This is a genomic window from Maridesulfovibrio salinus (assembly GCF_055394525.1).
In genome coordinates, this window is record NZ_AP042461.1 from 2,022,939 (window position 1) to 2,042,500 (window position 19,562).

Annotated in this window: 14 protein-coding genes (1 of these 14 only partly in view); 5 read left to right on the forward strand and 9 right to left on the reverse strand. The window is 48.7% G+C overall.

Annotated features, from left to right (window positions below; all coding sequences use genetic code 11):
* Positions 1–80: 80 nt before the first annotated feature.
* The 4 genes from lhgO to ACZ5PW_RS09120 form a co-directional block, all read right to left on the reverse strand.
* Positions 81–1,271, reverse strand: a complete 1,191-nt coding sequence (gene lhgO / locus ACZ5PW_RS09105) for an L-2-hydroxyglutarate oxidase (RefSeq protein WP_464560087.1) — start codon at positions 1,269–1,271, stop codon at positions 81–83.
* Positions 1,272–1,570: 299 nt separating this feature from the next.
* Positions 1,571–4,477: a PD-(D/E)XK nuclease family protein gene (locus ACZ5PW_RS09110; protein WP_464560089.1), complete on the reverse strand. Its 2,907-nt coding sequence runs from the start codon at positions 4,475–4,477 to the stop codon at positions 1,571–1,573.
* On the reverse strand, positions 4,474–7,653 hold the full coding sequence (locus ACZ5PW_RS09115) for a UvrD-helicase domain-containing protein (RefSeq protein ID WP_464560091.1): 3,180 nt from the start codon (positions 7,651–7,653) through the stop codon (positions 4,474–4,476). The genes ACZ5PW_RS09110 and ACZ5PW_RS09115 overlap by 4 nt, the downstream gene beginning before the upstream one ends.
* 10 nt (positions 7,654–7,663) lie before the next feature.
* The gene (locus ACZ5PW_RS09120) at positions 7,664–8,566 is read right to left on the reverse strand and encodes a DMT family transporter (protein ID WP_464560093.1); all 903 of its coding nucleotides are present in this window, start codon (positions 8,564–8,566) and stop codon (positions 7,664–7,666) included.
* Between the two features lie 195 nt (positions 8,567–8,761).
* Between ACZ5PW_RS09120 and ACZ5PW_RS09125 the strand changes: the two genes are divergently transcribed.
* Positions 8,762–9,589: a pseudouridine synthase gene (locus ACZ5PW_RS09125; protein WP_464560095.1), complete on the forward strand. Its 828-nt coding sequence runs from the start codon at positions 8,762–8,764 to the stop codon at positions 9,587–9,589.
* 148 nt (positions 9,590–9,737) lie between these two features.
* On the opposite strand, the gene ftsY is transcribed toward ACZ5PW_RS09125, so the two are convergent.
* On the reverse strand, positions 9,738–11,339 hold the full coding sequence (gene ftsY / locus ACZ5PW_RS09130; RefSeq protein ID WP_464560385.1) for a signal recognition particle-docking protein FtsY: 1,602 nt from the start codon (positions 11,337–11,339) through the stop codon (positions 9,738–9,740).
* A 717-nt stretch (positions 11,340–12,056) separates the two neighbouring features.
* The gene (locus ACZ5PW_RS09135) at positions 12,057–12,554 is read right to left on the reverse strand and encodes a rubrerythrin family protein (protein WP_464560097.1); all 498 of its coding nucleotides are present in this window, start codon (positions 12,552–12,554) and stop codon (positions 12,057–12,059) included.
* A 303-nt stretch (positions 12,555–12,857) separates the two neighbouring features.
* Between ACZ5PW_RS09135 and asnS the strand changes: the two genes are divergently transcribed.
* From asnS to ACZ5PW_RS09150, 3 genes are read left to right on the forward strand one after another with little or no spacing between them, the layout of a single operon-like run.
* Positions 12,858–14,246, forward strand: coding sequence for an asparagine--tRNA ligase (gene asnS, locus ACZ5PW_RS09140; protein ID WP_464560099.1), 1,389 nt, complete (start codon positions 12,858–12,860; stop codon positions 14,244–14,246).
* A gap of 38 nt (positions 14,247–14,284) precedes the next feature.
* On the forward strand, positions 14,285–15,163 hold the full coding sequence (locus ACZ5PW_RS09145) for a helix-turn-helix transcriptional regulator (protein ID WP_464560101.1): 879 nt from the start codon (positions 14,285–14,287) through the stop codon (positions 15,161–15,163).
* Positions 15,164–15,220: 57 nt separating this feature from the next.
* Complete coding sequence (locus tag ACZ5PW_RS09150; protein ID WP_464560103.1) at positions 15,221–16,102, forward strand: SMP-30/gluconolactonase/LRE family protein; 882 nt, start codon at positions 15,221–15,223, stop codon at positions 16,100–16,102.
* An 85-nt stretch (positions 16,103–16,187) separates the two neighbouring features.
* On the opposite strand, the gene ACZ5PW_RS09155 is transcribed toward ACZ5PW_RS09150, so the two are convergent.
* Both ACZ5PW_RS09155 and ACZ5PW_RS09160 read right to left on the reverse strand, forming a co-directional pair.
* Positions 16,188–16,649: an AraC family transcriptional regulator gene (locus ACZ5PW_RS09155; RefSeq protein ID WP_464560105.1), complete on the reverse strand. Its 462-nt coding sequence runs from the start codon at positions 16,647–16,649 to the stop codon at positions 16,188–16,190.
* 18 nt (positions 16,650–16,667) lie between these two features.
* Positions 16,668–17,573, reverse strand: a complete 906-nt coding sequence (locus ACZ5PW_RS09160) for an AraC family transcriptional regulator (protein WP_464560107.1) — start codon at positions 17,571–17,573, stop codon at positions 16,668–16,670.
* A 325-nt stretch (positions 17,574–17,898) separates the two neighbouring features.
* Between ACZ5PW_RS09160 and ACZ5PW_RS09165 the strand changes: the two genes are divergently transcribed.
* Positions 17,899–18,558: a lipid-binding SYLF domain-containing protein gene (locus ACZ5PW_RS09165; RefSeq protein ID WP_464560109.1), complete on the forward strand. Its 660-nt coding sequence runs from the start codon at positions 17,899–17,901 to the stop codon at positions 18,556–18,558.
* Here the strand turns inward: ACZ5PW_RS09165 and ACZ5PW_RS09170 are convergent.
* Positions 18,555–19,562: the 3' portion of an FUSC family protein gene (locus tag ACZ5PW_RS09170; RefSeq protein ID WP_464560111.1), read on the reverse strand. Its footprint extends 75 nt past the window's final position; only the last 1,008 of its 1,083 coding nucleotides appear in the window; the start codon falls outside the window, past its right edge; it ends in the stop codon at positions 18,555–18,557. The genes ACZ5PW_RS09165 and ACZ5PW_RS09170 overlap by 4 nt on opposite strands.

Here is a 19,562-nt window from a genome sequence, read left to right on the forward strand (position 1 = left end):
AGTCAAGTCTTTTTTGATGTTGCAGCTCTGTGGAGACAATGTTGCGAAGTAATTTATCAATGTATTATGGTATACATTCTTTACTGTATGTATTTCTCCACAATCATTTCAGCAAAGTACATGGAGCTGGTAAAAGCGGGTGATATTGCATTAAGAACATGTACACTCTTTGTATCACTTTCAACCAGAAAGTCCATGACAAGTTCGTTACGTTTAAGGTCTACCAGTTGCGGGCGGATACCTACTTTGGGAGTGTTCTCTATGTCTTCAGGGTTAAGCTCTTTGACCAGTTCTTTGGCATCGTTAAAGAAACATTTGAAAAAGTATTTGCGCGGCTCTTCAAGGGCAACGGAGCGGAACTTGGGGTTTCGGAGAAAGAGTACGGCATCCCTGATCATGATATCAAAGGCTTCTTTGTCGAGCCCTTTCAGGATACCGTAGTTTTCACGTCCGAAAGCCGGGATTGCAGTGGGGCCGAGATAGACATCTCCGGATGCTCCCCGGGTGAAGTGTATGCCCAAAAATGGATTCTTGATGTTGGGAACAGGGTAGATACTGCCTTTGATAGTGTGCGCTTTTTCCTTTTTAAGTTTTTTGTATATGCCTTTGAAAGGTATGAGCTGGTATCCTTCTCCGAACCCGAAGGGGCGGGCGACCTGATCGCTGTAGGCGCCGGCGGCGTTTATGAAAAGGCCGCAGTTTAATTCTCCCTTATCCGTGACAATGACATTGCCTTTTTTTGCAGTAATGAAGCTTGTGCCGAGCATAAAAGATACTTTTCCGCTTTGCTTAAGTTCTTTATGCAGAGATTGCATTACAGCTTTGGGGTCTACTACAGCAGTATAATGCGAAAGAAGTGCTTTTTCAGTTGTTTTTGCATTGGGCTCAACTTCTGAAAGCTGTTTTTCGTCAATTATATCGACTTTGGCTCCGTTGGCAGTGGCCCGGCTGTGCAGTTCGTGCAGGGTGGGCAGTTCGGATTCATTCCGGGCGACAATAACTTTTCCCGTTTCAAGCAGAGGGAGGTTTCTTTCCCTACAGTATTCCTTCATCCTGAAATTTCCGGAGAGACAGGATACAGCACGCAGGCTGCCCGGAGCATAATATATTCCGGCATGCAGCACACCGCTGTTGCGCCCTGAGGCGTGGCGGGCAATTTCGTTTTCCTTGTCGATGATCAGAATATCCTTATATCCTCTGGATACCAGTTCCCGGGCCACTGTAAGACCCACGATGCCCGCACCGCAGATCAGTATTTCACACGTTTTCATATTGAATCCTTTGTATATTGAAATGGTAAGGTACTATTTATCAGTACCGAAGACTGATGTTTAATTAATACACGCGCTGATGCTTCGAAGTATAGATCCCTGAAAGGCTTGTTACGGGATGCTGTCTCCAGCGTCAGTCAATCGAGATTTAATCAGCAGTGCCTTGATGTAATATTTGCTGACAAGCCTCGGCACTTTTCTACAGTGCCGGATCAAAGTCAAATAATCCGTTGTTTGAGTCAGTGATAATTCATATCGATTGATAGAGATTACTCTTGACCCATTAATAGGTTGCAGAGCTATGCTCCGCAGGCTTCTCGGTATGGACACCACTGGCATTGCCCGGATTTTATGGGCTGGAAAAGCTCTTCCTTGAGCATGTTGCTGATTATGAGTTCGGTCAGGGCCGGAATTCTCCTTTCGATGATGTCCTCACGGTCTTCATCACTCATCTTTGAATCAAACAGACTTTTTTCCTGTCCTTCTTTAACCAGTTCAACCAGAGCGGCCTGCCGGGGGAGTTCATCCGAAGTATGATGGTCCATCATCATGTAGACGGGCAGTTGCAGGCTGTCAGCTCCCGCCTTGATCTTCTCGAAAAGGGGAATCCCGTCAAAATGCATGGCCTGCGGATCATCAAGAACCGGTCCCCAGATGGACTCATCGTTCCAGAATGCTTTTTTCGGCAGGTGCAGTCCACCGGTCTTGTAATCAAGAATATACCGTTCACCGCCCCGGCGGTCCACACGGTCAATGCGACCGTTGATGTGGACCGGAAAATCATTCATTTCGATCACAGCCCGGGAATCGCATTCAAGTTCGGCAATCAAGGTCGGCCTGAAATTTTTCAGGAAGAGTGAAAGCCTGTTCTGTCCGGCACGGGCCAGTGATTTTTTGATGTCATAAGGCAGGTTAGGGTATAGGGAGTCTCTTTCAAGACGGGAGAGGAACAGCTCGTTAAGCTCTTGGGCATCGAGTTCTTTTGAGCTTATATCCCGGCCCAGATGAGGACTCAGGAAATCCTTGAGCACCGAATGAATTAGTTCACCGAATCCGGCGCGGTCTCCGTCCTGATCCACTGTCGCGCTTTCCCTTACATTGGAAAGGTAGCGGAAGAAGAAATTTTTCGGGCAGCCTACATAGCAGTCGATGGCGGAAGGGGACAATCCCTTGTTCTTGAGCATGGAGCGCAGTTTGTCAGCCACGGGTTCTTTCGGGATGGGGGGCGGCGAGTTGACGATTGCGCCCACGGGAAAGTTAACTGCCTTAAGCGGAAAATCTTCACCCGGGATTATTATTTCCTTGCGCTGCTGCTCAATCTCCCAGAGAAGCTGCTCCACGAATCTTGAACGCACACTTTTGGAATCCAGCAGTCCGGGCTGTACTCCACTCTGATAGAAGATGCAGGACTCTTCACTGCCCATTATCAGGCGGTAGAAGTTGTAGGTGGAAACGGATTCCCTTTCCCTTGAATCAGGGAGGTCTAGCAGGTGGCGGAGCTGATCGGGCAGCAGCGGGTCGTAAGGATCGGTTCCGGGAAGTTTTTCATCCACGGTGTCCAGAATGAAGGTGCGCTTGAAGTTCAGCAGGCGGCTTTCAAGCATACCGAGAACCTGCATGCCCGAGATGGGATCAGGTTCAAAGGAAACTCGCTGAGCCGAGAGGAGCTGGCGGAAAATGGCGAAGCATAGATTCTGTCCGAAAATCTCATTGCTGATGGAACTCTCACGCAGTTCGGGTACCACTTCGTTGAGCAGGCGGAACAGGCATTCAGAATCCAGCAGGTAGCGGTTCCAGATGGTTCCGCCTCGCTGGCGCAGCATTTCAGCCAGTTCCTGCAGGCTGTCGGCCAACTCGCAGAGAGTTTCTATGTTTTTAAAACCGTCCACGCAGATACGGACCACTTCTTCCCGCAGTTCTTCGGTCACTTCCGGATGTTCCACAAGGTTGCCGTTCTCATCACTGTAGACCGGTACAAAGTCCGAAGGGCGTACGTAAGGTGCTCCGTTGCGCAGTACTTCCTCCCATTGGTGGAAAATGGTGCGCAGGGGCTGGTCGTCGTCCACTTCCAGCATTTTGAGGTAGGGATGGCGGATCAGGGTCAGGATGTCTTTCCAGTGATAGTCGTTGCGGTTGCGGTTTTCCTGAAGTTTCAGCACTGCCTGAAGCAGGCCGTTCAATGCTGAACGTTCCAGGGGATAGCCCATGCTGATGTTGACATCCTGTTCCGGCAGATGGTGCATAACCGGAAGAAGCAGGGACGTATCCGGCAGAACGACCGCGCAGTCCTCCACTTTTTTCGAACAAAGCTCTTCACGCATGGCGGCAAGCTGTGAGTGCCGGTCAAAACCTTCAAAGAATTTAAGTTCCGGCAGATTCTGACATCCTTCGATGCAGCCATCGCTGACGGCTTCGGCTTTCCAGTCCCGTAACCAGTTGCGGTGTTCCTTGACCGCAAAGTGTCCCCTGTTCCCATCGGCAAGGGCAGGGTCGCTGTGCCAGACTATGTTCAGCCCTATTTCTTCCCAGAGATGGCGAAAGAATATCTCTTCCACGCCGCTCATGCCGTAGAATCCGGCCAGATAAATTTTTCTGTTTCCCAGAATTCCTTCAAGGCGGTCCAGATTGTGGATAAGTGTTCTGCTTTCCAGTCCTGAAGTGGTCCAGCCCCGTTTATCCAGTTCTTCAAGGTAGCGGGTATAGATTATTTCAATTTCCCCGAGCAGTGCGGCGGCCCATTCCAGAACTTCGCCCTGAAGCATGCTAAGGTTGCGCGGCTTGAGGTCCTGACGGAGCAGTTCTTCCAGAAGTGAGGCCAGTCTTGTGCCCCAGGGAAAGAACAGTTGCAGGTCGGCGGGCATTTTCGCAAGCATGCCTGTTGATTCACCCCGCAGTTTTTCGATGATGTCAAACAGCAGACCCACCTGATCAAGTTTACCGATTCTGCGGGGAAATTCTCCGGTCAGTTTCGGCATCAACCGGGAGACGAAATCCGAGAAAGAATAAATCTCCGGCAGGATACATGGTTTGGGCAGATTCTCTGATGCGGCTAGTGTTTTCTTCAGATAGCGAGCCGGGCGGTGGTGAGGCACTATGACCGTAACCCTGCTCAGATCTCCACCGGATTCTTCAATGATCATGGAACCCAGTTTTTCGATGAAATCTTCTTTCCATGAAATGATGCGTATGGGATTGCGGTTGCTCATAAGGTCACCTCTCTTGTAAACCTGCCATCAAGGTAGACCAGTATTCCCTTTAATTTCTTACTGTCTCCGTACATCTCTCGCAGAAGCCTCAAATATCTTTTGACCTGTTTTTCATTTTCAGGACTGGGCTGCCCAGTCTTGTATTCCACCACAAGAGCCTGATCCTCATCCAGAAGAAGCAGGTCCGCTCGATGTGTTTCGCCCTGTTTGTCCATGATCGCCACTTCCGGTCTGCCGTGTTCGATGGCACTGCGTACCTCAGGAACGGACAGAGCCCATACTCCCATAGCCGTAACTTCCGGAACAAGCACGTCCCGTTCCTCGGTTACAGCCGGGAATCTGGCAAACGAAGCCTCGGCACTGCGAAGGCAGTCTGTCTCATCGTCACCGGTGAGGATCAGGTTTTCCATGGCGTTATGGGCCAGTTCTCCGCGCATGCGGGCATCATAAGAATAATCTTCAAGGTTATGGCGATAGACCCTCAATCTCGGCAGCCAGCCCATCAGTTCCGGAGAGTCAAGCTCATCTCCGTTTGCTTCGCACTCATCGGCGCTGCCCGTAAGTCTAGCGGGATCTGCTGTAACTTCAGCTTCGGATTCATCCGGGGCGGGCGGTTCTGTTCCGTATTCAAGAGTGCCGAGTTCGGTGAATTTATCCGCCAGAATCACTTCAATGGCTGCAAGAGCGGGGGAGACTCCCTTGATTTTTTCCGAGGGAAGGAAACCGTAGAGCTCCTCCCCGGCACGGGTCCAGGCCACATAGAGCAGGTTGAGCTGCTCGGTGAACATGCGGGTACGGTTTTCGTAATAGACATCACCGAGGGCGCTGTTCATGGTGGTCAGCATTTTTTTACCGCCGATTTCGATATCGGTGAAATCTGTATCGGGACCGGATACGGACCAGTTGTGAAAGGGCACGATGATGACCGGAAATTCCAGCCCCTTGGATTTGTGGATGGTCATGATCCGTACCGCGTTGACTGATTCCGGGAGGGGGACTTTCTCTTCTGTCGATGAAAGTTCCCAGAAGTCCAGAAAGGCGGCCAGTGATGTTCCTCGTTTTTCCTCGGCAAGATGGATTACTTCCAGAAACCTCCGGATATAAAGTTCATCTCTGGGGTTGCTTTCAATCAGCCGGAATCTAGAGACCATTTCACTGGCAAGGTCGTAAGGTGTCATCAGGCCGGATTTACGAAGGAAAGGTGATATGTGTTTTTTCCAGAATTCCGGATACTGCTCCGAAAAACGGCGGTAGAGCGGTCCTTTATCCCGTTCGGAGAGCCATTTAAACATGTCCTCGCGTGATATCCCCGAGATGGTTCCGAAGATTTCCGCGCCGCAGATGAACTCCAGAAAGGCGAGATCGTCCTGAGGATAGTCGAGAAACTTAAGCAGAGAAACCATCTGGCGGACCACCGGGTGGCGATCAAGCTGAAGGCTGTTCTCGGTGATTACGGGGATGGATTTTTCAACCAGCCAGTCGCAGATCAGTTGCGCGTGTGTATTTGAACGCACTAGCACGCAGATATCACGATATTCGCGTCTGGCGGTAAGTTCATCCATCAGCAGGTCGAAATTGCGGTGTGTTTCCTCTACTATTTCAGGAGAAGTGGCGGCAAAAATTTTCTGAAGGCGTACGTAACCGCCATCACGGTTCTGCCCCGGCGGCAGTTGCTGGGTGGCCTTTTCAAAAGAATTTGAGATTTTCCGGCCCAGATTTATCTGCTCTTCCTCCGGCGCATTGGGGTAGAGCTTTTCGGCAAGCTCCAGTGCGAGATCGTAGTCGGCTAGTTTGTCAAAAAAACTGTTATTGAAGCCGATTACATGTTCAAGACTGCGCCAGTTGTATTCGAGGTTTCCGGGAGTAAACTCGGATAGGTTGAAAAGGTCCGGGTCCTGCCCGACCTCATCGAAAAGTTCCGAGCATCCGCCCCTCCAACTGTAGATGGCCTGCTTTACGTCCCCTACATAGAAAAGGCTGCCCCTTTTGGACAGGCATTCTATTGCAAGTGGAATCATGGCCTGCCACTGGGCTATGCTGGTGTCCTGAAATTCATCGATCAGGAGGTGGTGCAAACGAGAGCCCATGCGACAGAAGGCGTCCGGCAGTGCGCTTCCGCCTTCAAGGACAAAGCTTGCCACCTTGGGCAGGTCAGCACTGAGAAGCATTCCGTTGCGGGTCTGGTATTCAATTATATCAGCCCTGATTTCTTCGACAATGCGTACAAAAGGAGCCAGAGCATAAGCCCCACGGATGATCATTGTCCGGTCACGGTAGTTTTCGTGGGCCGCCTTCAGGTCGGCGTAGATTTTTTCATGGTAGGAGCCGATTTCTTCTTTGGACTTCTTATTGACGCAGTCCACGAAGCTGTCTTTGGCGACCATTGCCGAGTCTTTGGGTTCACCCATGAAATCGAGTCCGGCGGCGTGTTCCAGATATTTTTTAAGGTGCGAAGAAGCCGCGATTTTGTCGGTTTCGATCATCTTCTGCATGGCTCTGACCGCATTCTGGAATTTATCGAATTCGCCCTGCAGCAGTCCGGCTATCTCCTCCTGATCGGTTAGACGTTCGGCGGGGTGGTCGATGAGGTATTCAAGAATAGCGATAAGACGTGCACGCATCTGTTCAGCCAGCCAGAATCCCTGTTTTTCTTCTTTAAGGATCAGGCTTTCAACCGCGTCATCCATAAGTTCTTTGCGTTTTTCATCTCCTTCTTCGCACTGGGCGAGGAATTTGTTAAAGTTAGGCTCGAACAGGGTGGACGGATCAAAGAGGAGTTCGAATTCCGGATTAAGCCCCAGTTCAAGGGCGAAAATGCGTACCAGCAGATTGAGCAGGCTGTCGATGGTCCTGATATTCAGGCGGTTGTATCGCTGGAGGATCGGAATTAGCTGTTTTTTAGCGTCCCGTGAGGACCAGTCGGATCCAAGACCGTCACCGGGAATGTCCAGCGCTCGGTTTTTCAGGGAGCGGACCACCCGTTCTTTCATTTCCGCGGCGGCCTTGTTGGTAAAGGTAACGGCCATGATTTCGGGCCAGCAGTAGCCTCGGGCCTGTGAAGATTTGCAGACCGGAATGGAATCCTCTTCCTGAGCCCCGGCAAGGAGCTGCAGGAAACGGGCTGTAAGTTCGTAGGTTTTGCCTGATCCGGCAGAAGCTTTAACCTGTTTGAGCATATTTATATCACTAGATTGATTGTGGTTGTGTTTTTCGGAAAAAAATTCTGATCCTGTTTTCCATAACAATCATGAGCACCGCGGAGATGATCATGGCACTGCCGAGGTATCCGGTCCAGTCAAAGCTTTCGTTCCACCACAGCCATGCCAGAATGGCGGCAACCACTGGTTCAAGGGTGGCGATGACCGAAGCGGTGGTGGGTTCCAGAAATTTCATTCCGGCATAGTAAACGGAGTATGCCCCGTAGGTGCAGATAACCGCCAGCGCGATGATGCTCAGCCATGAGGTCCCGGTTTTGGGGGTGAACTCGAAAAACGGGGTGAGGCATAGTGCGCCTATGGGCAGTGCGTAGAGAAAAATTGTAGGTGTGGTATAGCGGGAAAAGATGGTTTTGCCATATATATAATAGAGGGCGTAGGTGAAACCGGATGTCAGGCCGCAGATTATCCCGAACCATGTGAATTCAATTCCGTTGCCGGTTCCGAAAATCTGTGGCCCCAGTGATACGCAGATTACTCCGCTGATGGTGGTTACCAGTGCGGCTATTTTGATGGTTCCCATTCTTTCCCCCAGCAGGAGCCAGGACATCAGGGCGACCCAGGCCGGGGCAGTATAGAGCAGTACCGAGGCCAGTGCCGCGCCCACGTCTTCCACCGCCAGTTGATATGATCCGTAGAAGATTGTAACACCGAGCAGACCGAAGCCTATGATCTGGGGCAGGTCTTTAGGATCTATTTTTATTGCCCTGATGCGGCAGGCGTGGACACTGAAAAGCATCCATGCAAAAATGGCGCGCCAGAAGGCGTTTTCCAGCGGAGCCACTCCCTGGGCGATGGGGAATTTTGAAATGGGACCTATAAGTCCCCACATGACGGCGGCGGCGAGGATGAAAATACAACCCTTGAAGTTCATGGCATGTCCCTCTCTGGAATTGAATGTTTGAATGATGCTGCCGGGTTGTACAGGCCTGTGTTGCCTGTGTACGGTCAGTCTGATTTTTATTATTAGATACTGCTCCCGGAAGTTGTAGGCTGTTTTACCTAAAGCGTAAAGCCCGGCTCACTCTTGAGCCACGTATGTCTGTTAACAGATGTGGATGAAGAAAAATTGAAAGAAATCGGATCAAAAACAGTATCGAGTGCCAGTGAAGGGGCCCGCCTTGACAAGTTCATGCTGGAGCTGCTCCCTGAAAGTGGACTGCGTGAGCGAAGAAGGTTGATTGAAAACGGTTATGTGCTGGTAAACGGCAAGACCCGCAAGACCGGATTCAAGGTTTTCTCCGGTGCGGTGGTAACTTTTTTCGAACCCGAAGAGCGGGCCTGTTCCATGGAAATAGCTTCCCGTTTATCTATTGTGGGCGAGGAAGACGAGTACGCTGTTATTCACAAGCCGTCAGATATTCATTCGGCATGGGTGGCCGGAAGCCGTGAACCCACGGCTGAAGAGTGCCTGTCCGATCTTTTTCCCGGCAAAGAGGCTATTCTCGCCAACCGTCTGGACAAGCTTACCTCTGGCTTGCTGCTGATTGCTTTCGGTGCGGAGAACGAAAACCGTTTCCGTGAACAGGAAGATGCGGGGCATGTGGAGAAATTTTATTACGCCAAAGTACATGGAGTCCCTGACGGCGGTTTTATAGTGAAAAATAAGCTGGATACAGCGGACCGCAAACGTACTAAGGTGCTGAAGGAATATGCAGATCCCGTGCGCTGGAGTCTTGTGGAGATGGTCGGCGGTTTTGATGACGGTACTGCGCTTGTGGAGGTTCGCATTTCAAAAGGAGCGCGCCATCAGATTCGTGCCCATCTTGCCTATGCGGGATTTCCCATAGTGGGCGATCCTCTTTACGGTGTCGGCGGTGAGCAGGGGCTGATGTATCTGCATCACCGCAGGATTGTTTTTCCCGGATTTGAGGCGGTCTATGAGCCGGAGTGGTAGTTTTTTATTACCAAAATTAAATAAATTCAGCCCAATTTATAAATAAGGTCTGGTTTTTTACTGCCGTTTTTATTTTATAGAAGATAAAAAATCCCGTTCAACTTGATAAGCTGAACGGGATTCTCTTTAATTAATTTCTTTTCAGATTTTACGACAACAGCAGTGCTTTCGCGAAATCCTCTCCATTGAACGGTCTCAAGTCTTCCATCTTTTCACCGAGTCCGATGTGGGTGATGGGGATTTTGTTCTGCATGGTGACAGCGATCATGACTCCGCCTTTGGCAGTTCCGTCCAGTTTGGTCAGGATAAGTTCGTCCACGCCGATGGATTCATTGAAGAGTTTGGTCTGGGACAGGGCGTTCTGTCCGGTGGTGGCATCAATGACCAGAACACTGCGGTGCGGTGCTTCGTCATGCTTTTTGCCGAGGACCCTGCGGATTTTGTGCAGCTCTTCCATGAGGTTGGTCTTGGTATGCAGTCGTCCGGCGGTATCAAGCAGCATGAGGTCGTAGCCGTTCTTGACCGCGTAGTCGATGGCTTCAAACGCTACAGCCGCGGGATCGGAGCCTTCTTCCTTGGCGTAGAAACCTGCTCCCACACGGCGGGCCCAGACTTCAAGCTGCCCGATGGCGGCGGCGCGGAAGGTATCTCCCGCAACTATCAGAACCTTGCGGCCCTGCATCTGGGCGCGGTGGGCAAGTTTGGCGATGGTGGTGGTTTTACCTACTCCGTTAACGCCGATCATCATAACTACTTCAGGCGGGTTGTAAGCCTTGATGCGTCTGGGAACCTTGAAAATTTCGTCAAGTTCTTCCCTGAGCAGGTCCTTGAAATTTTCCGGATTGGTTTCGCCGGATTTGCGGATGCGCTCTTTCATGCGTTCCACAAGTTCCATGGAAGCTTCGTAGCCTACGTCAGCCATGATCAGGATTTCTTCGAATTCTTCCCAGAAATCTTCATCAAATGCGCTGTGGCTCGAGAGCATGGAGTCAATGCGCTTGGTAATCTGTTCACGGGTCTTGTTTAGGCCTTCGGAAAGCTTGATGAACAGACGGCTTCGTTCATCTTCCTCATCTTCAAGCTCAAGGGCGAGGGCGAGGCGGTACTGGAGTTCGGAGCGGAATTCCTCCACATACTCGTAGTCCATGTCCTCAAGCCAGTCCTGAAAGCGTTTGATGAAATCTTCGGCTTCATTTTTGGGTGCTTCAAGAGCATCAAGCAGGAAGGATAAACGATCCCAGAGGTCGTCCCCGGCTTCTTCAATGCCTTCGAGTATCAGGCCCAGCCAGACGGACAGACGGGGTTCGGCCTGCTGAAGGGCTTTGGTCAGATCACGCTGCCACTGGGGTTTGTCTTCATCGGATTTGTCCTCAACCTGCATCACAGGCTCAAGGATGGTCGGGCCGGATGGTTTTTCCTGAGGTTCAGGCTGTAAGGTTCGGGCGGCAGTCTGTTCTGGCTCCGCTTCCGCTTCCACTTCCGGTTCCGGTGCGAATTCGGGTTCGGTGACGGGCTCCGGATCGGCCTCAGGTTCTTCTTTTAATACAGGTTCCGGAGTAACAGATATCTCCGGTTCAGCCGGGACTTCGGAAACTTCCTCTTCAACTGTCTCAGGGGATGTCTCATTGATTACCTGTTCTTCCTGCTCTTCGGAAATATTTTTTTCAACGGCCGCTGCTTCTTCTGGTGCGGTAGCGGCTTCGAATGCGGGAGTTTCAACAGCTTCAGCTGCAGGTTCTTCAGCCGGGATTTTCTGAACAGTGGCTTCCGGTGTGGAAGCTTCAGGAGTCTCCTCGGGCGCGGGTTCTGCAACAGCTTCCGGGTCTTCTCTCGGTTCAGGTTTTTCTTCGGGCTCTGCTGCCCCGGCTTCCGGCGCGGATTCTGGTTCCGGCTCCGGTTCTGGAGCGGGGGCAGGTTCCGGTTTGGCTTCCGGTTGCGGTTCCTCTTTTTCTTCTTCGTAATCCTCACCGAGGTAATCTTTAAGTGCCTGATCAGCCCTGTCTTCCGGACTGGTCCACAATTTCTTTACTTTAGAAAAGAATCCCATTGAAATCCCCTTTGCAATCTATTTTGAACAGGCGAAGATAGCGCAGTCGCTGCAGATGCGCAACTCTCTGAAACAGGTCGTACTCACCGGCATGTTTTATATAAGACCTTCAACCGAAACGTCCACCCTGATGTGAGGATTATCACCGAAATGTGGGTTTGATGCTGAAACAGATGACTCGGCATATTAAGCGGGGTAGACAGACACGTGTTTATCGCCGGGTTATTCACACAATGGGCTTTTTCACCGGAAAATTTATTTGTAATTTTTTTTGATTTTTATCTTGATACGGCAGCAATGGCCGGTTCGGGGTTCCTGAATTACAGTGCGGGCAGAGTGAGTTTTATTTCTTTGAAATAGCAAACCGCCCGCAAGAAAACTTGCGGGCGGTTTCAGAGGTGGGAGTGTGGAAATAGGTGGCTATTCTACTTTGGAGTAAGCTTTGGCTGCAGCACCACAGATGGGGCATTTTTCAGTTGCTTCGCCATCCTGAGTGTGGCCACAGACGGAACAGATGTAGAACTCTGCTTCGGAAAAAACATCATTCTCAGCTTCGAGAGCCTTGGTGTAAAGGTCGGCATGAACTTTTTCGGCTTCGTTTGCAAAACCGAAGTAGCGCAGAACTGCATTTTCGCCTTCTTCTTTGGCTTCGGTCATCATTTCAGGATACATTTTTTCAAACTCATAGGTTTCGCCTGAGATTGCAGCCTTGAGGTTGTCTTCGGTAGAACCGATTCCTTTCATCAAGCGCAGGTGTGCGTGAGCATGAATTGTTTCTGCTGCAGCTGCTGCACGGAAAAGTTTTGCTACACCGGGTTTGCCTTCGGATTCTGCTTTTTCCGCGAATGCGAGGTATTTACGGTTTGCCTGGGATTCGCCTGCGAATGCTGCTTTGAGATTTTCAAGAGTCTTGGACATTTTGTTTCTCCTTAGTTTGTTCAGTTCGTATGTGTGAATTAATTGTTTCCTCGTTTCGTTGGACTTAGTAGTAATAATTACTGTTAATAATTGCAAGCATAAATTTCATTTTTTTCGTAATATTTAAAATTCAATTGCTTAGCGTGCCAAAAACGGGGAATTCCTCGCATGTGATACAAGCTAATTATTATTCATAAGATGTAAAGCGGGTTGTGTTATATATATTAATGATACACAAGTTGGTTGAAATTTAATGCGCTTGCGGCTACATCTTTTGCAAAACGAAGTGATTGGAGACTTTTTATGAGAAGAACATGCGTTAAGGACATTCTGAATGCGGAAAACCCTGCCTCAGAGATTCTGGTCAAAGGCTGGATTAGAACCAAGCGTGACAGCAAAGGGTTTTCGTTTCTTGAGGTTAATGACGGCTCCTGCCTGAAAAATGTGCAGGTGATAATCGACCATACACCTGAAATTGAAGCTGAACTTGAAAAAATATCCACCGGAGCATCTGTTTCCGTGTCCGGTGAACTTGTTGAGTCTCCGGGCAAGGGGCAGAAATGGGAGGTGCGCGGTAAGGGCATTGAAATGCTCGGCTATGCCGACCCCGAAACTTTTCCGCTGCAGAAGAAACGCCACAGCGATGAATTCCTGCGTGGTATAGCCCACCTGCGGCCCCGCACCAACAAGTTCGGTGCCATGTTCCGTATCCGTTCAGAACTCTCCTACGCCATTCATAAATTTTTCCGTGACAAGGGGTTTTTCTACGTTCACACACCCATCGTGACCGGTTCAGACTGCGAGGGTGCAGGAGAGATGTTCCGGGTTACTTCTCTAGACTACGATGGACTGACCAGAAAAAAAGAGCAACAGCTTGAGAATGATTTTTTCGGAAAAGAAGCCCATCTGACCGTTTCCGGACAGCTTTCCGCAGAGATGTACGCTCTTTCCCTCGGACAGGTTTACACCTTCGGTCCCACTTTTCGTGCTGAAAAATCCAATACTCCCCGTCATGCAGCCGAGTTCTGGATGATTGAACCCGAGGTGGCCTTTGCTGATCTCAATGACAACATGGATCTCGGAGAGGAGATGGTCAAATTTCTGATCAGCCACATCCTTGAAAACTGCGCCGATGACATAGAACTATTCGCAAAATTCGTGGACAAGACTCTGATGGATACTCTGCGCAATACACTTGATAATGATTTCGAGCGTATTACCTACACCGACGCGGTGAATCTGCTGCAGCGTTGCAAGAAAGCTAAGAAATTCGAATTCTGGCCCGAGTACGGTGAAGATCTTCAGACTGAGCACGAAAGGTATCTTACAGAGAAACATTTTAAGAAACCGGTCATAGTTTATGATTACCCGAAGGAGATCAAGCCATTCTACATGCGGGTTAACGATGATGATAAGACCGTTGCCGCAATGGATCTGCTTGTTCCCAGAATCGGAGAACTGGTTGGCGGTTCCCAGCGTGAAGAACGTCTGGACGTGCTGGAGAGCAGGATTGAAGAAACCGGTATGGAATCAGAGGATTACTGGTGGTATCTGGACAGCCGCCGTTTCGGATCCGCCCCGCATTCCGGTTTCGGGATGGGTTTTGAGCGTATGCTCATGTTGCTGACCGGTGTTACCAACATTCGTGACGTGATTCCTTTCCCCAGAACTCCGAAACATCTTGAATTCTAGTTTATAACGGGCCGCCTCGTGCGGCCCTTTTTATTGATATGCTCAGCATTCCCCGCCAGATCAGCACTTCTTCTGAAATTCCCAGTATCGATTTGAACGGGATAACCTTTGTCCAATTTCGCAGCCATGAGTCCGAGATTCGGCATGAAGTCTGTGTTTCCCGGCATTCACTGGTTTTTGTGCTTGAAGGAACCAAGTATATTCATTCTGCGGATGGGGATATTGTCCTGAACAAAGGGGATGCCTTCTTCTGCCGCAAGGGATGTCACCTCATGTCCGAAATGATTCCCAAAGGTGGCGGGTCCTTTGATACTGTCCTTTTCTTTTTCAATGATTCCATGTTTTCAGGCTTCGTAAGCCGGTTGGGTGGGGATGAGTCTGTCCGGCCTTCTAATAAATCTGTATTTTCGATTACTGTGAGTGATCCCATAAGAATTTTTGTGGCTTCGATGGTTGAGCTATTTAATTCCTCGCTCAGGAGGGATGATGATTTTCTTCGGCTGAAGGTTCAGGAACTTCTGCATTATTTATGTGCTTGCGAAGAAAATAGAGACTTTGTTTCTTTTCTGCATTCCTGCAGCAATGAGAGCAGGGGTGATATAGCTGCGGTGGTTGAAGAATATTTCAATAAAAACATAAGCCTCGAAGATATGGCTGAACTTTCCGGTAGGAGCCTATCCACTTTTAAACGCGAATTTCGCAGGACGTTCAATACCACCCCCGCAAAATGGATCAGAGAGCGCAGGCTTTCGTGGGCTGCCCAGCTTATCCGGAACTCCCGTAAAAATATTACGGAAATTTCTTTTGAATCAGGCTATGAGAGCCTGTCTCATTTCAGCAGTCTTTTCCGTGAGAGATACGGGATGACACCCCTACAATATCGATCTGAACTGAATCCGACAAAATCTGGCCTGTAGCCGAAAGATATCAGGATTGTTCTACGCTAGTTTCACTCCATACCAAAGGAGGAATTCATGCGTAATTATTTATCAATTCTGGTTGTTTTCTTCATATCCATACAACTTGCCGCCTGTAATGCTGAAACTGTCAAAGTTGAGGGCTTTTCCGCTCCGGAGAGTGTCACCTCGGATGGAACATTCTTTTATGTTTCCAACGTAGGGGAAAAACTCAAGCCTATGGACCGTGACGGAGACGGTTATATTTCAAAGCTTACAAGTGAAGGCGGAATTATTGAGCGCCGTTTTATCAGCGGACTTGATGCCCCCAAAGGAATGGTCGTTCTAAAAGGTGTCCTTTATGTAAATGATATTGACCGGCTTAAGGGATTTAACCTTGCCGACGGCAGAAAGGTATTTGATCTGGATTTCTCATCTGAGGGAACTTCATTTCTGAACGGGATAACTCTGATGGACGATGAAATGTTGCTTATTTCCGCAATGGATACCGGGTCACTTTACATGGTGGATACCTCTGCCTCACCCGGGTATAAGAAAGTGGAATGTGACTCAGATCTTTTCGGCCCGAACGGGCTTTCCTTTGATTCAAAGACCGAAACAATTTATTTCTGCTCATTCGGCAAGGATCATAAACCAAATGGAATTGTCGGAAGTGGGCGCATTGAAAACAATAAATTCAGCTTTGAAAGGATCAATCCCGGAAGAGGCTTTTATGACGGAATGGTTTATCATGAAGGCGAAATTATCTTTTCCGATTGGGTGGATTTTGGAAAGAAAGGTGTTCTGATCCGCCAGAATATTGAAAGCGGAGAATCTTCTGTTCTTAATCTGGGAGAAAAAATAGGCGGCCCGGCTGATTTTTATCTGGATGAAAAAGGGAAACGGTTATGGATTCCGATGATGATGGAGAATAAAATATTAATTGTAGGTCTCAGATAGATCATGAAAAACGCCCCGGTTCCTACAGGAAGGCCGGGGCGTTCCGGTTTTAAAGCAGAGTTGAAATCAACAGCCTCAAAAGCTCTTACTTGAGCGGCATGAGCAGAAGGGTAACCAAATGTTCCGGGCGGGTATTGGTCGGGTCGTTCATATATTGCTCAAGGCAGGGGGAATCCTCGTATTCATATCCGCTTTTGGGAAGCCAGTTCTCATAAAAATCAGTCCATGAGTCAACAAGCTTGTCATAAGGTCCGAGATGAACCGCTACGGCGTATTTACCTCCGGGAAAGTCCTTGAATTGTACTTCAGCGGGGGCGCCCATTTCTTTTTCCACGGTAATGATTGCTTCTGAACGAAGTTTTTCAGGGGCGACTTTGGACGGGTCATCATAATACATACCGTAGAATCTGGTCTTCCCATCAAAAAGACCTGCCGGAGCAGCCCAACCGCATAGTTTTTCCCATGCTTTTTCAACTTCTGCATAGGGGCCGACATGTTCGACGTATGCGAGTTTAGCCGGATCTAAATTCCAGATCTGTACTTCCATTCTTTGTTACTCCGTTTATTAGGTTACTGGTCCGTAAATCCCCAACCATATTTCTGTCACCAGATCATCGGATTCCATGTCATCCGATGTAGTAATATACTTTTCAAAAGATGCGATGCTGTTTACTACCTGATAGCCGCTGTTCGGGAGCCACTTTCCGTATAGCTCCCGGTAGGTGTCGAGCAGGCCTGCATAGGCTCCGTAATGTGTGGTGACCGCATATTTTCCACCCGGGACTATTTGCGTTCCTATCTCAGGATGCGGCTCTATTTCTTGCGTGACTGAAATGCATGCGTCATAACGGATTCTACCCTCAGGGGTGATTTCTGGATCATCGTAGCAGAGTCCCAGAAATTCAGTGTCATCATTAAGAAGGTTGTTGCTGAAACCCCATGAGCACAGTTTATCCCATGCCTTCCCTACATCGAAATATGAACCGACATGCCTTATGAAAGCGACTTTTGTCTCATCCCGCTGGCGTACCTCAACTTCGCATTTGAGCGGTGAGTCATCCAGCTTGAATCCTCTGATATTGGGATCGGGGCTGTAATGGATTTTACCGTTGCCGTCAGGGCTGACCATTTCCCTGGATCTTTTTCTGTATTCGCTGGGTGGAACCTTGAATTTTTTTTTGAAAGCCCTGCTGAAAGTTTCCGGTGATTCGAAACATGCGTTCAAAGCAATTTCCGTTACTGTTTTTTCCGTGTACGAAAGTTCATAGGCAGATCTTTCAAGACGTAGACGGCGGACATGTTCTTTGAGATTTTCCCCGACCGTCCACTTGAATGTTCGATGGAAGTGGGCCACAGAAAAACATGCCAGTTCAGCAAGTGTTTCAGGCGAAAGATCTCCGTCAAGATTGCGCTGAATATGGAGTAGAACTTCCATCATGCGCTCGTTATATGGTTTTAGGAGCGTAGACATTTTTTTCCTTTGAATGTTTTGTTGTGTTCAGCTGCAGTAAACATTTTTTCCTGCAAAGTGTCATGACATTTTTTATCATTCCAAAATTTGTTTTCAAAGAAGGATATTGAATGAAACAATATATAAATTATGATCGATCAATTCTGTCAAAAAGGAAATTTAGGCTTATACTCAGGATGTTGATAAGATATAAATTACGCTGTTTGGGTGTTGCCGTTTGGGATAAGGGCATACAGATTGCGGTTGCCGGTAAGAGATTGATTCGTTTAGTATGAGAGCCATGAACAAGTTAAAGATTCTGTTATTGATATCAGTGGCCCTGCTAATGGCGAGTTCATGTAATTCGTTTAAGAAGGCAACCGGAAGTCCATGTGTCAGCATTTCAAATTCCACTACTCAGCAGATTGTGGATTCGGCAGCATGCGCTCTCGACCGTGTCAGGGATGCAACAGATGGTCCGAGCATTGATTACCTGCTGGAAATTTCCAAGGGAGTTTTCATTTTCCCTGATGTCTACAAGGCCGCTTTTATGGTTGGGGCTGAAGGAGGGCCGGGTGTTCTCTGCGTCAAGGATGATACAGGATTCTGGAATGGTCCGGCTTTTTTCAATATGGCCGGTATCGATATTGGATTGCAGGGAGGAGTTGTCGGAAAGACGGTAATTGTTTTTCTAATGAATGACCGGGCTGTCAAAGAAGCCCTTGATGGTAAACTTGATCTTTCGCTCGGGGCAGACATAGCCATCGGTTATATCAACGATAGCTCCCATAGGGGATCATTTGATGATGAAGGTAATGCTTTCGCCCTCGTCTACCAGGGCGGTATGTTCGGCGGTATGGCTTACAGAACTGGAGCTTTTATGGTCAGTCCTGATTTCAACAAGAGATATTACGGCAAAAGCGTGAGCGCAACGGATCTGCTGATGACCCATAAACACGACAAACCAGAAGCGGACATTCTCCTGTTGAATCTACTGGGGCTTTAAGGTGAAGTTGTTTTTTTGTCTCTTTTTATGCGTTTTCTTTCACGGGTATAACGTAGAATATCCTTACAGATAGATTCAGCACTGTGGTAAAATGCGAAGAACTGGATTAGTTTTTGTAGATAAAAGCGTCTTGTCACGCCTTCATCTCTCAGGGTTTTTAACCTTTTCTGAGCAGTTTCAAGAGCGTTCTGAAGGCTTTTTTCATCTGGAATTTTTTTTGAGCCAATTGCTTTCATGGCTTTGGAAGTGACCTTTGCGAGCTCGGTCAGTTCACCTTTCATGATGATGTCATAGCCTTCGCCATCTACATTGTTTAAAGTGCTTAACATAGACCTTAGATGCGAAGCACATTTTTCAAGTATTTCAACTTTCATTCCAAGAAGCTCTGTATCTTCAAGATAAAGAAGGCTCTCCAACCGAAGAACTTTGGAGTAGATTTCACGGTTTTTCGCCATTCGCGCGTTGGTGGAGTCCAGTAAACTTGGTGAGAGGCCGGTTTGTTCATGAAGGAAGCAGTCCATCAATGTTTCATAATTATCTGCACACTCTTCGAATTGTTTGAAGAGGTCTTCTTTCAAAGCCTCTGCCGCGCGCATAGGCCAGACAATGATATTGACCAGAAACGCACTCGCTACACCTATGGCTATCTCCACCACACGGAATAAACCGAACTCAATACGGTCAGGTTCTCCCATGCTTGCCAGTATCACTATGGTTGTCGTGATTGCCGCCATCTTGTAACGGTTGTTATATTTGGTCATGTAGGCGCAGAAAGCAACTGATACAAATAGGGCCAGCACGGTCATCTGTTGGGTGGGCGGGAAAACAAGCATGCACATGATGCCTATGAATGCGCCGATAGCAGTGCCAGAAAAGCGGTACCAGCACATCTTGATCGAATCTGCCACGTTAATCTGCATAACGATGACAGCCGAAAGAGCGGCCCAGTATGCAAACTTAAGTTCAAGAAGTTCGGCGGAGTAGTAAGCCAGTACCGCGGATGC

Excerpts from the sequence above, each read along its gene's own strand:
- ACZ5PW_RS09160 (WP_464560107.1), bottom strand. The coding sequence starts at position 17,573 with ATGTCTACGCTCCTAAAACCATATAACGAGCGCATGATGGAAGTTCTA.
- lhgO (WP_464560087.1), bottom strand. The coding sequence starts at position 1,271 with ATGAAAACGTGTGAAATACTGATCTGCGGTGCGGGCATCGTGGGTCTT.
- ACZ5PW_RS09165 (WP_464560109.1), top strand. The coding sequence starts at position 17,899 with ATGGCGAGTTCATGTAATTCGTTTAAGAAGGCAACCGGAAGTCCATGT.
- ACZ5PW_RS09155 (WP_464560105.1), bottom strand. The coding sequence starts at position 16,649 with ATGGAAGTACAGATCTGGAATTTAGATCCGGCTAAACTCGCATACGTC.
- ACZ5PW_RS09110 (WP_464560089.1), bottom strand. The coding sequence starts at position 4,477 with ATGAGCAACCGCAATCCCATACGCATCATTTCATGGAAAGAAGATTTC.
- ACZ5PW_RS09115 (WP_464560091.1), bottom strand. The coding sequence starts at position 7,653 with ATGCTCAAACAGGTTAAAGCTTCTGCCGGATCAGGCAAAACCTACGAA.
- ACZ5PW_RS09120 (WP_464560093.1), bottom strand. The coding sequence starts at position 8,566 with ATGAACTTCAAGGGTTGTATTTTCATCCTCGCCGCCGCCGTCATGTGG.
- asnS (WP_464560099.1), top strand. The coding sequence starts at position 12,858 with ATGAGAAGAACATGCGTTAAGGACATTCTGAATGCGGAAAACCCTGCC.
- ACZ5PW_RS09135 (WP_464560097.1), bottom strand. The coding sequence starts at position 12,554 with ATGTCCAAGACTCTTGAAAATCTCAAAGCAGCATTCGCAGGCGAATCC.
- ACZ5PW_RS09145 (WP_464560101.1), top strand. The coding sequence starts at position 14,285 with ATGCTCAGCATTCCCCGCCAGATCAGCACTTCTTCTGAAATTCCCAGT.
- ACZ5PW_RS09150 (WP_464560103.1), top strand. The coding sequence starts at position 15,221 with ATGCGTAATTATTTATCAATTCTGGTTGTTTTCTTCATATCCATACAA.